Origin of the sequence: Brachybacterium ginsengisoli (assembly GCF_002407065.1) — a bacterium.
GTDB classification, from domain to species: Bacteria; Actinomycetota; Actinomycetes; order Actinomycetales; family Dermabacteraceae; genus Brachybacterium; species Brachybacterium ginsengisoli.
Window position 1 is genome coordinate 2,303,502 of sequence record NZ_CP023564.1, and the last position, 11,338, is coordinate 2,314,839.

At 71.8% G+C, this 11,338-nt stretch carries 10 protein-coding genes; 4 read left to right on the forward strand and 6 right to left on the reverse strand.

Annotated elements, in window-relative coordinates; all coding sequences use genetic code 11:
* Window positions 1-8 precede the first annotated feature (8 nt).
* Both CFK41_RS10240 and CFK41_RS10245 read left to right on the forward strand, forming a co-directional pair.
* Window positions 9-545, forward strand: coding sequence for a MarR family winged helix-turn-helix transcriptional regulator (locus CFK41_RS10240; protein WP_096799559.1), 537 nt, complete (start codon window positions 9-11; stop codon window positions 543-545).
* A gap of 133 nt (window positions 546-678) precedes the next feature.
* Window positions 679-2,586 (forward strand): ABC-F family ATP-binding cassette domain-containing protein, encoded by a 1,908-nt coding sequence (locus CFK41_RS10245; protein ID WP_096799560.1) that lies wholly within the window; start codon window positions 679-681, stop codon window positions 2,584-2,586.
* 43 nt (window positions 2,587-2,629) lie between these two features.
* Here CFK41_RS10245 and CFK41_RS10250 read toward each other — a convergent pair whose 3' ends face one another.
* The 4 genes from CFK41_RS10250 to CFK41_RS10265 form a co-directional block, all read right to left on the reverse strand.
* Entirely contained in the window at window positions 2,630-4,477 is a 1,848-nt protein-coding gene (locus CFK41_RS10250) for a DUF222 domain-containing protein (RefSeq protein ID WP_227873037.1), read from the reverse strand.
* Between the two features lie 516 nt (window positions 4,478-4,993).
* The gene (locus CFK41_RS10255; RefSeq protein ID WP_096799561.1) at window positions 4,994-5,920 is read right to left on the reverse strand and encodes a 4-(cytidine 5'-diphospho)-2-C-methyl-D-erythritol kinase; all 927 of its coding nucleotides are present in this window, start codon (window positions 5,918-5,920) and stop codon (window positions 4,994-4,996) included.
* Window positions 5,920-6,807, reverse strand: coding sequence for a 16S rRNA (adenine(1518)-N(6)/adenine(1519)-N(6))-dimethyltransferase RsmA (gene rsmA, locus CFK41_RS10260; RefSeq protein WP_096799562.1), 888 nt, complete (start codon window positions 6,805-6,807; stop codon window positions 5,920-5,922). Before rsmA ends, CFK41_RS10255 begins: the two co-directional genes overlap by 1 nt.
* Window positions 6,804-7,778, reverse strand: coding sequence for a TatD family hydrolase (locus CFK41_RS10265; RefSeq protein ID WP_151904728.1), 975 nt, complete (start codon window positions 7,776-7,778; stop codon window positions 6,804-6,806). Before CFK41_RS10265 ends, rsmA begins: the two co-directional genes overlap by 4 nt.
* Before the next feature lie 284 nt (window positions 7,779-8,062).
* On the opposite strand from CFK41_RS10265, the gene rpmF reads away from it, so the two are divergent.
* Entirely contained in the window at window positions 8,063-8,233 is a 171-nt protein-coding gene (rpmF, locus tag CFK41_RS10270) for a 50S ribosomal protein L32 (RefSeq protein ID WP_096799564.1), read from the forward strand.
* Window positions 8,234-8,385: 152 nt separating this feature from the next.
* Here rpmF and rsmI read toward each other — a convergent pair whose 3' ends face one another.
* Window positions 8,386-9,225 (reverse strand): 16S rRNA (cytidine(1402)-2'-O)-methyltransferase, encoded by an 840-nt coding sequence (gene rsmI / locus CFK41_RS10275; RefSeq protein WP_096799565.1) that lies wholly within the window; start codon window positions 9,223-9,225, stop codon window positions 8,386-8,388.
* A 95-nt stretch (window positions 9,226-9,320) separates the two neighbouring features.
* Here rsmI and CFK41_RS10280 point away from each other — a divergent pair, with 95 nt between their 5' ends.
* Window positions 9,321-10,937, forward strand: coding sequence for a dolichyl-phosphate-mannose--protein mannosyltransferase (locus CFK41_RS10280; RefSeq protein WP_096799566.1), 1,617 nt, complete (start codon window positions 9,321-9,323; stop codon window positions 10,935-10,937).
* A gap of 25 nt (window positions 10,938-10,962) precedes the next feature.
* Here the strand turns inward: CFK41_RS10280 and CFK41_RS10285 are convergent, their stop codons facing one another.
* Window positions 10,963-11,229, reverse strand: a complete 267-nt coding sequence (locus CFK41_RS10285) for a hypothetical protein (RefSeq protein WP_151904729.1) — start codon at window positions 11,227-11,229, stop codon at window positions 10,963-10,965.
* Between the last annotated feature and the right edge of the window lie 109 nt (window positions 11,230-11,338).

Below are 11,338 nucleotides of genomic sequence, written 5' to 3' on the forward strand. Positions count from 1 at the left end.
CTCGCCCCATGTCCACCACACCGAACGACGCCGCCGCCCCGCGCCTCGACGAGGTCGACCGCATCGTCGAGGGCTGGAGCACGGCGCGCCCGGACCTGGACGTCGCTCCGCTCGCGGTGTTCTCCCGCATCTCCCGGCTCTCGCGGTATCTCGAGGTGGCCCGTCGTGCCGCCTTCACCGATGCCGGTCTCGAGGGATGGGAGTTCGACATGCTCTCCGCCCTGCGCCGCAGCGGGGAGGACGCCCTCTCCCCCGGTGCTCTGATGCACGAGACGCTCGTGACCAGCGGGACCATGACCACGCGCATCGACAAGCTGGTCGCCCGCAGCCTGGTGAGCAAGAACCGCAGCCCGCGCGACGGCCGCGGGGTCGAGGTGCGGCTGCGGCCCGACGGCGTCGCCCGGGTCGACGCCGCGATGGAGAAGCTGCTCGAGGCGGAGCAGGGGCTGCTCGAGCCGCTGGCGCCCGACGGACGCTCCGCGCTCGCCGACACCCTGCGCTCGCTGCTGCTGACCTTCGAGGCGGACGACCCTCCCCAGCGGTGAGCCGCGGCGTCGAGCGACGCCGCACCCCGCTCCCTCCGCCTGCACCCCGCACATCCGCACGACGCACCGCACTGCTCAGCACCCGCACGGCTCAGCACTCGCTCTGCACCGCACCCCCTGAGGATTTCTCCGCATGGCTCATCTGCTCGGCACCCAGTCCCTGCACGTCGCACTGCCCGACCGCGTGCTGCTCGACGACATCACCGTCGGCATCGACGAGGGCGATCGCATCGGCGTGGTCGGACGCAACGGCGACGGCAAGTCGACGCTGCTGCGCCTGCTCGCCCGCACCCGCACCCCCGACGAGGGCCGGGTCACCGTGCGCGGCGGAGTCCGGGTGGGCGTGCTGAGCCAGCAGGACGAGGCCACCGCCGACACCACCGTGCGGCATCGCGTGGTGGGTGATCGGCCGGAGTACGAGTGGGCCTCGGACCCTCGCATCCGGGACGTGCTCTCCGGCCTGCTCGACGAGATCGACCTCGAGTCGCCGCTCACCTCGCTGTCCGGCGGGCAGCTGCGCCGTGTGCATCTGGCGGAGCTGCTGGTGGGCGACTGGGACGTGCTGCTGCTGGACGAGCCCACCAACCACCTCGACGTCGAGGGGATCGCCTGGCTCGCGGAGCATCTGCGCCGCCGCTGGAGCCCGAAGGACGGCGGCCTCGTGGTGATCACGCACGACCGCTGGTTCCTCGACGCGGTGTGCACCCGGATGTGGGAGGTGCACGACGGGCTCGTCGAGCCGTTCGAGGGCGGCTATGCGGCCTACGTGCTCCAGCGCGTCGAGCGCGACCGTCAGGCCGCCGCGATCGAGTCGAAGCGCCAGAACCTGATGCGCAAGGAGCTGGCCTGGCTGCGTCGCGGCGCCCCTGCCCGGACCTCCAAGCCGAAGTTCCGGATCGATGCGGCCAACGAGCTGATCGCCGAGGAGCCGCCCGTGCGGGACACGGTGGCGCTGTCGCAGCTGGCGACCTCGCGGCTGGGCCGGGACATCATCGACGTGCTCGACGTGGATGCCGGCTACGGGGACACCACGGTGCTGCGTGACGTCACCGTGCACATCGGTCCCGCGGACCGCATCGGCGTGCTGGGCCCCAACGGCGCCGGGAAGTCGACGCTGCTGGCTCTGATCACCGGTGAGCTCGAGCCGCAGGCCGGCCGGGTCAAGAAGGGCAAGACGGTCACGGTGCGGCAGGTGTCCCAGCAGCTGGAGGGCCTGCAGGACCACCTCGACTCGCGCGTCAGCGATGTCGTGGGCCGGTACCGGACCACCTTCCGCTCCGGGAAGGACGAGGTCACCCCGGGCCAGCTGCTCGAGCGCCTCGGCTTCACCACCGCGCACCAGAAGGTCAAGGTCGGTGCGCTCTCGGGCGGCCAGCAGCGCCGCCTGGATCTCCTGCTGACCCTGCTCGAGGAGCCCAACGTGCTGGTGCTCGACGAGCCGACGAACGACATGGACACCGACATGCTCGCGGCGATGGAGGACCTGCTGGACACCTGGCCGGGCCCGCTTCTGGTGGTCTCCCACGACCGCTACCTGCTGGAGCGCGTCACAGACATCCAGTACGCGGTGCTCGACGGGCAGGTCCGGCACGTGCCGGGCGGCGTCGAGCAGTACCTGGCTCTGCGGGCCGAGGGCGCTGAGGCGTCGGGGTCCTCGGGGACCGCGGGGGCCGGTGCGTCGGGCGGTGCTGCGTCGTCGGGCGGTGCAGGGTCGTCGGCCTCCACCGGATCCGCGAAGACGTCCGGCGGAGCCGCGGGGGCCGGCGGAGCCACCGGTGCTGCCGCCGCTGCGGGCTCGGGGGCGGGCGACCCCGGGCTCTCGGGGGCAGAGGCGCATGCGGCGCAGAAGGAGCTGGGCGCCGTGGAGCGCCGGATGCAGAAGCTCGAGCGCCAGACCGCGACCCTGCACACCACCCTGGCCGATCACGATCAGTCCGACTACGTGGGTCTGTCGGAGATCACGGGACGCCTCCGGGCGGTAGAGGGTGAGATCGAGAGCCTCGAGGAGCGGTGGCTGGAGCTGTCCGAGCTGCTGGGCTGAGCTGAGACGGCGGCGCTGCGCCTGATCGGGATGCCGCGTCCGATCAGGCGGCGCCGTTCCGAACTGAGGATCCGCCGACGGGGTCGTCGCCGCTCCGGCTGGGCTCCGGTCCGCGCCAGGGAGTGTCGACGACCAGGGTGAGGTGGGGGAAGAAGACGTGGTCGTTCCGCTGCGGCGGGCGGTGTCGATGCTCCGCCCCGCCGACGGGCGCGGCGGAGTACGAGCCGACGAGCTCGAGAACCCGATCTCTGGTGCGAGGCCGTTCCTCGGATGGGGGTTTCTGTTCCGGGGTCCGGGGCGAACCGGTCGCCGAGGACACCGCGGAGGATGCCGGCCCGAGTTCATCGATCTCGACGCCGAGTCCGTCGGCCATGGCCCCGGTCCTCGCCGCACGATCCAGGATCCCGGCCGCCGTGCCGATCGGGTCGAAGTTGATGCCGCGGCGGCGCGCGGTCTGCCCGTAGCGGCTCATCCACTCGACGGAGCGGCGAACCCCGTTCTCATCGTGGAGGACCCGGACGCTCTCGCCCGCCTGCTCCTTCTGGTTGTCCGCGGCGCACAGGCCGTTGCCGTTGTCGAGAGCGGTGGGACCACCTTCGGACCAGGGCACGATGTGATCGCTCTGGCGGATGTTCGCCTCGCAGTACGGTGCCCGGCAGGTCTGGTGGGCGAGCCGGAGGAAGCGGGCGAGCGCCGGAGGGAAGCTGCGCGCTGCGGAACCCGCGGCGACGAGCTGACCGTCGGTCGCATCGGTGTAGAGGGTGCGAAGCGTCATCGCGAGCTCCGGATCCTCCTCAGCGGGAGACATCGCCTCGAGCATCTCCTGACGGATGTGCTCGTAGGGCACCGGGCCGTAGCCCTCGATGGTGGCGGCATCGGCGTGATCCGGGGCGAGCAGCGAACGGTCGGTGATGATCACGCCGATCTCGAGCGTGGAGGGGTCGATCCCCTCGCCTCGGCCGATGAGCGCATCGGCGAGGAGATCCGCCATGATCTGCTGGTGGCCGCGACGGTCTCCCTGCGCACGAGATCGCTCCGCGGCGAGGGAGAGCCCTTTGCGGATCCGCGCGCCGTCGAGCCCGCTCAGACGCGCGGTGAGCGTGCACATCCCGTGCTCGCCGCGGCGCACGGTGACGCAGCGGTCCTTCGTCGCCGTGCGGTGACGATCGGCGGCGCCCCGCGGATCCAGGCCGTGCAGCACCTTCTCCGCCTCCCCGGCCCACTCCTGCGGACCGCAGCCCTCGAGGTGCGGGAGGTGGGCGGTGAGGACCTGATCCACCAGGGTGCGCTGCTCGGGAGTCGCCGGTCCGAGCGTGCGGGCCACCTGATGCGCTGAAGTGGACAAGACCTTGCCCTCAGCGAGAGCGCCGAGCATCCCGGGCATGGATCGGACCAGTCGACGGCACGAGGACAGGGAGCGCCCGGCGCAGGCGGTCGACTGCTTCATCGCCTTCGAGGCCTCGGAACGAGCGATCCTCCGTGCCTGCTCCGGGGTCTCCTCGCGCCGCCGACAGTCCTCCACGACCGCGGACTCCAAGCGGACCAGCGCGCGGGCCTGGACCGCGGCGATCGCCCCGGAGAGATCCTGGAGCTGGGCGAGCAGAGCGATGGCCTCGGTGGGCGTCTGATGATCCAGCGCCGTCGCACCATGGGCACCGAGCTCGGCGAGCACCGCGCGGGTCGCGGAGACATCCGACTCCCCGATCCGGAGCGCACCGTCACCGGCCTCGATCCGGAGAGGAGTCGATCGACGCGGGCCGGACATCGCGGCCCCGGCACCGTCACGGGCGCCGCCCGCTTCACCGGATCCGGCCTCCCGCGGCGCAGAGCCGGGCGAGCGCTGGGATGCTTCCCAGCGCTCTGCGCGCTCGCTGTGCGGATCGTGTGCCATGGATCCAGTTTCGCACGACTGTTCGACTCGAGGAAGATCTGCAGCCCTCTTACTTCTTAGTAGTTTTCCATTGTGGATAACTTGGCGTGGGGAGGAATGAAGGTCGACCCGACAGCGGGAATCGTTGTGGATAAACAGCTTCTGTGGAGGAAAGCCGGCGAGGCGCCCTCGCAACCCTCGTCAGCGAAGCCTGCTGAAGCCGGCGTCGGGCCGACGTGGACAGTCATCGAACCAGGCAGAGAGCATGCTTCGAGCCGAAAGAGCGCGACTCTGCAGTCACCGTGACGGACGACGGCCGTCTGCGCAGGTTCGCCCGCCGGAACGCACGACGACCTCACGCGACGACGACATGATGGAGGCGCGGACAGAACCGCCGAGAAGAGGCAGAATGATGGATGACGCCGACGGAGATGTCACGAAAGGACGGCACATCCCTTGACGACAGTGGAAATCGACTGGCGCGGTAACGCCATGCCCGAACGGCACTGCCGGATGCCCGCGAAGCGAGGGGCGACCTCACTCCTCCTCGAGCACGCTCGCTCCAGGGGCGGACCCCCTGGCCACCAGGCACGACTCGACCAGCCCATCGCGCATCAGCCCAGCGGCGATCGACCGCGCCTGGGACTCGTCCTCCACCAGCACGGCGACCGTCGGCCCGGACCCGCTGACCAGCGCCGCCGATGCGCCGAGCTGCTCAGCGGCCTCGACCACGGGCTCCAGCCCGGGATGCAGCGCGAAGGCCGCAGCCTGGAGATCGTTGTGCAGCGTATCGGCGAGCAGCTCGATGTTCCCGCTGCTGAGCGCCTGCAGCTGGCGATCATCGACGGACGGCTGCGCCGGTGGCACCCTGCCTCCGCGGGCGGCGATCTCGTCGAACCGACGGAACACCGCCGGGGTGGAGAGATGCCCGCCGGGGACGGCCAGCAGCCAGGTCCACTCCCCGTGGGTGAGCACCGTGGTGAGGTCCGCTCCGTTGCCGCGGCCGAGCGCGGTATGGCCGAGCATCGCGAAGGGGACGTCGGCGCCGAGCCGACCCCCGAGGGCCCGCAGCCGTTCGCCGCTGAGGCCGAGCCCCCACAGGCGGTCCAGGGCGACCAGGGCGGCGGCGGCATCGGCCGATCCGCCCCCCATTCCTCCCGCGACCGGTACCTGCTTGTGGATGTGGAGCGCGGCCCCGTCCTGCACCTCGTGCTCGGTGCGCAGCAGCTCCGCCGCACGCAGCGCGAGGTTGGACCCGTCGAGCGGGATGTCGCCCGGCACCTCCGAGGTGACCTCGAGGCTCAGGCCCTCGGCGCGGGTCGCGGTGATCGTCTCGTAGAGGTCCACGGCCTGGAAGACCGTGGCCAGAGCGTGATAGCCCCGATCGTCGACCGCGCCGACGCCCAGGGAGAGGTTGATCTTCCCCGGCGCACGCACCACCACCCGGTGGCGGGACGGCGGCATCAGTCGACGCCCTTCTCCGCGCGAGCGATGGCGCGGAAGCCCTCGATGCCCAGCGTCTCGCCCCGGGCACCGGGATCGATGCCGGCCGCGCGCAGGATCTGCTCGGACCGGGGCGGACTGCCGGCCCAGCCGGCGAGCGCGGCGCGCAGGGTCTTGCGGCGCTGGGCGAAGGCGGCGTCGATGACGGCGAACACCGTCTCCCGCTCCGCGTCGGTGCCGAGCGGCTCCTCATGCCGCACCAGCTCCACGAGCGCCGAGTCGACGTTGGGGACCGGCCAGAAGATCTGCCGGGAGATCCGGCCCGCGTGCACAGCCGTGCCGTACCAGGCGGTCTTCACGCTGGGTCCCCCGTAGGTGCGAGAACCCGGACCCGCGGTCAGGCGGTCCACCACCTCGGACTGGACCATCACCAGGGCGGAGCGGAGGGAGGGGAAGCGCTCGAGCATGGTCAGCAGGATCGGCGTGGCCACGTTGTACGGCAGGTTCGCGACCAGAGCCGTCGGCTCCCCGGCGCGCGGGAGAGCAGGCAGCTCGGGCACCTGCAGGGCGTCGGCGTGCACGAGGCGGAAGCGCTCCTCCTCGACGCCGCGGGCACGCAGCGTGAGCGGGAGCAGCTCGGCCAGACCCCGGTCCAGCTCGACGGCCACCACATCGGCACCCGCCTCGAGCAGCCCGAGGGTCAGGGATCCGAGGCCGGGTCCGACCTCGAGCACGGCCTGCCCGGGCTCCACCCCGGCACGCCCCACGATGGTGCGCACCGTGTTGGGGTCCATGACGAAGTTCTGGCCCCGCTGCTTGGAGGGACGGATCCCGGCGGCATCGGCGAGCTCGCGGATGTCACGCGCGGTCAGCAGGATCCCCGCGCTCGTGGCGTCGGCGTCGGTCATGCGGCCACCGCCTCGGGCCAGCGGTACACGGACTCGGTGGTCTCGCGGATCCGGCGACAGGCCGTCTCCAGATCGGTGCCGGTCACCTCGGCGATCGTCGCCATCGTGATCGGGATCAGGTAGGAGGAGTTCGGTCGGCCCCGGTAGGGCACCGGCGTGAGGAAGGGGGCGTCGGTCTCGACCATGACCTGGCCGAGGCCCACCTCGGCGAGCGCGCCGCGCAGACCGTCGGCGTTCTTGAAGGTGACGGTGCCGGCGAAGGAGAGGAACCATCCGCGATCCGCGCAGGCGCGGGCGAACTCAGCGTCCCCCGAGAAGCAGTGGAAGACGGTCCGCTCGGGAGCGCCGTCGGCCTCGAGCACCTCGAGCACGTCGCGATGGGCGTCCCGGTCGTGGATCTGCAGCGGCAGGTCCAGCTCCTTGGCGAGCGCGATGTGAGCGCGGAAGGACTCGATCTGCGCCTCCCGGGCCCGGTCGTCGTCACGAGAGGTGCGGAACCAGTCCAGGCCCGACTCCCCCACGACGATCATGCCGGGGCCGCGGAGCAGCTCGGAGACCTCGGTGATCGCGGCGTCCAGCCCCACCAGCTCACGGCCCTCGTGGTCGTGTCCGCGGGCGTGCAGGGCCGCTTCGTTCGGGTGCACCGCCACTCCGCCGCGCAGCGACGGCGGGCAGTCCTCCGAGGCGAGCAGTGCGGCGGTCCAGCGCACCGCCTCGAGGTCCGAGCCGATGGTGATCTGCGCATCGATGCCCGCGGCCGCAGCGCGTGCGACGTGGTCGTGGACGCTGAGCTGCTCGTCGCCGTCGGCGAAGTCCAGATGGCAGTGGTTGTCGATCACCGGGACGGGGAGCGGCTCAGGAGCCGGCGGCCAGGAGCGGTCGCGCTTCTTCCCTCGGGGGTCGATGTCCTCCCGGTCGCGCACCGGTGGCGGTGCGGCGGGCCCGGACGGGGTCTCGTGCGGTGACGACATGCGACCATGGTAGAAGGACCGGCGACGCCGACGGACCACCGCGGCCCTCGGAGACGAGGTCGTGACCGGACCGTGCTCCCCGCCCCGGAGCAGGCATCACGGCCGACGCGGTGTGATAGCTCACGGGCCGCAGGGAGGCGGAGCGGGGCCCGATATGGCAAGATGGGGCGTCGTTGCGCGTCCCTTCGTGCACCCGAGCGCCCCGATTCCGTTGGACCGGGTTCGGGTCGCTGCTCGGGCGGATGCCAACGCTGTTCATCCTCCGGACCGTCAAGGAGCGTCCCATGGCAGTGCCCAAGTTCAAGATGTCCCGTGCGCGCACGCACTCCCGTCGTTCGCAGTGGAAGGCCAACAACGCCGACCTCGTGCAGGTGACGGTCCGCGGCCGCACCGCCTCCGTGCCGCGTCGCCTCGCGAAGGCGTACCAGCGCGGTCTCCTCCAGATCGAGGACTGATCGCCGCGGGCCCTGCCCGCACCGCGAATCTTCAGCGACGCCCCCGGCACTCGGTGCCGGGGGCGTCGTGCTGTGCGGGATGCGTCGGGCCGGCCGACGGGCGCTGAGCGCCCGACGGTCCGCGCCGGCTCACTCCCTCTGCGACGCCAGGCTCACTTCCTCAGCAGCGCCAGGTCGTAGAGCTCGCTCGCCCCGACCCCGGCGTGGCCGCGGGCGACCTCCTTCGCCGCATCCTTGAGCCGCGCTCCGTCCGCGGCGCGGGCGAGCACCAGCTCGACCAGGTCCTCGGCGCTCGCCGCCGCCGGCTCGGCTCCTGCCACCACGATGACGACCTCGCCGAGCACCTCGTCGGCCTCGGCCCAGGCGACCAGCTCGTCGAGGGTGCCGCGACGGATCTCCTCGTAGGTCTTGGTCAGCTCACGGGCCACGGCGGCGGACCGGTCCCCGCCGAAGGCCTCCGCCATCGCCGCCAGGGTCGCGGCGGTGCGCCGCGGCGACTCGAAGAAGACCATGGTCCGCTCCTCCGCGGCGAGCGGCTCGAGCGCTCCGGCCCGTCGGCCCTCCCGCCGCGGCGGGAAGCCCTCGAAGGTGAAGCGGTCCGGCGCGATGCCGGAGGCGGCGAGCGCGGTCAGCACGGCGGAGGGCCCGGGGATCACGGTGACCCGGTGCCCGGCGTCGGTCGCCGCGCGCACCGCACGGAACCCCGGGTCGGAGACCACGGGCATGCCGGCGTCGGTGACGATGAGGACCCGCTGCCCGGCCGCGAGCGCCTCGAGCAGGGTGCCGGTCCGTTCGGCCTCGTTGTGCTCGTGGTACGAGAGGATCGTTCCGGTCGTCTCGACCTCCAGCTCCCGCACCAGACGGTGGAGCCGACGGGTGTCCTCGGCGGCGATCAGATCGGCCTCGCCGAGCGCCCGCATCAGACGCACCGAGGCGTCCAGCGGGTTCCCGATCGGGGTGGCGGCGAGGGTGAGGACTCCGGGCTCGAGCATCCCGCCATGCTAGCCATCTCCGCTCCCCCGGCGCCCCCTCGCACCGCGCGCTGCGCCGCAGGTCTCCTCAGCGGATGTCCCGGATGACCTAGCATGTGCGGGTGCCCACGGAGGAGGAAGCGACTGTCCCAGCCCACCGCGCCGCCGTCGAGGACGAGCCGCGCGCCGTGCTCGCCTCCTACCGTCGGCGCCTGAGGACCTTCGACCTTCCCGTCTCGCGGATCGCCTGGGCCGGGGCGATGGCGCTGTTCGGGCTCGCCCTGGTGCTGCGGCTGTGGGGCCTGGGGTCCATCGGAGAGCTGATCTTCGACGAGACCTACTACGTCAAGGACGGCTACACCCTCACGCAGCAGGGGGTGGAGATGGACTGGCCCGACGAGCCGGACGCCGCCTTCGAGGCCGGGGACGTGGACACCTACGAGCCGCAGGGCTCGTACGTGGTCCATCCGCCGCTGGGCAAATGGCTGATCGGCGGCGGCATGCTGCTGCTGGGTGCCGACAACCCCTGGGGGTGGCGGATCTCCTCCGCCGTGATGGGCTCCCTCGCCGTGCTGATGCTCGCCCGCATCGGCAGGCGCCTGTTCCGATCGACCACCGCCGGTCTGATCGCCGCCCTGCTCTTCGCGATCGACGGCGTCTCGCTCGTGCACGCGCGCACCAGCCTGCTCGATCCCTTCCTGATGTTCTTCGCCCTCGCCGCCTTCGGAGCGCTCCTGCTGGACCGGGACGCCTTCCGCGAACGGCTCGCCGCGGCGAGCGCCCGCCTGCACACGAGCGGAGGGTCGCTGCCCCCGCTCGGGATCTCCGGCGGTCTGCGCCCCTGGCGGCTGACCGCGGGCGTGCTGCTGGGCATGGCCTGCTCGGTGAAGTGGTCCGGGCTGTACTTCGTGGCGGTCTTCGGGATCATGACCGTGCTGTGGGACTGGTGGGCCCGGCGCACCGTCGCCCAGCGCGACTGGCTGGTGGGCGGGCTGGTGCGGGATGCGATCCCCGCCTTCTTCGCGACGGTCGGCACGGCCCTGGTCACCTATCTGGCCTCGTGGTCCGGCTGGTTCGCCTCCGGGGTCGGCTACAACCGTCATCTCGCCCAGGAGAAGGGGGTGGACACCGGCATCGGGGTGCTCGACTCCCTGCACTCGCTGTGGCTGTACCACGTCCAGGCGTACACCTTCCACGTCGGCCTGGACACCGAGCACCCCTACCAGGCGAACCCGTGGGGCTGGCTGCTGCAGCTGCGGCCCACGAACTTCTACTACCGCTCCTACGAGTACGGGGAGAACGGCTGCGAGGTCGCCAAGTGCGGCGCCCACATCCTCTCGGTCGGCAATCCGCTCATCTGGTGGCTGGGCACCCTCGCCCTGCTGGTGACGCTGGTGCTGGCCGTGGTCCGGCACGACGGCCGCGCCTGGGCGGCGCTGTCCGGCATCATCGCCGGCTATGTGCCCTGGCTGTTCTACTCCGAGCGGACGATCTTCACCTTCTACACGATCGCCTTCTCGCCCTGGCTGATGCTGTGCCTGGCGTATGTGCTGACGCTGCTGATCGGCTCCCCCCGGGCGGACGGCGAGCGACGGCTCGCCGGCGGGCTGTTCGTGGGATCGCTGCTGGTGCTGATCGTGCTCGTCTCCGCCTTCTTCTGGCCCATCTGGACCGGGCAGGTGCTGGACCTCGAGCAGTGGCGCTACCGGATGTGGCTGCCCTCCTGGACCTGAGCCGGTCCGGAGCTGTCCGAGCGGATCAGCTCCCCGTTCGCCCAGCGCCGGAGACCAGCAGATCGCCGATCAGGGAACGGAGCTCCGTCCGGGAGAGCTCCCGCACCTCCGCCTCGGTCTCAGCCTGCTCGGGCGTGTCCATCGCATGGACGGCTCCGGTGCTCGCGAAGAGCGTCGCCTGACCCGCCTCCGCCGCGCTGAGGGCGGTGAGGGCCGACAGGGTGCGCGCATCGGCGAGGGTCGCCCCGAGCACCCCCTCCCCCGAGTCCAGCTCGGCGATGGTCGCCGTCACGGCACCTCCCTCAAGCTCGACGGCATCAACCCGGCGGAGGGTCGCGAGTTCGACGACGCGTTCAACACGCTGCTGTCCACGGGGTCGCACCCCCGGGAGCTGCTCCCCT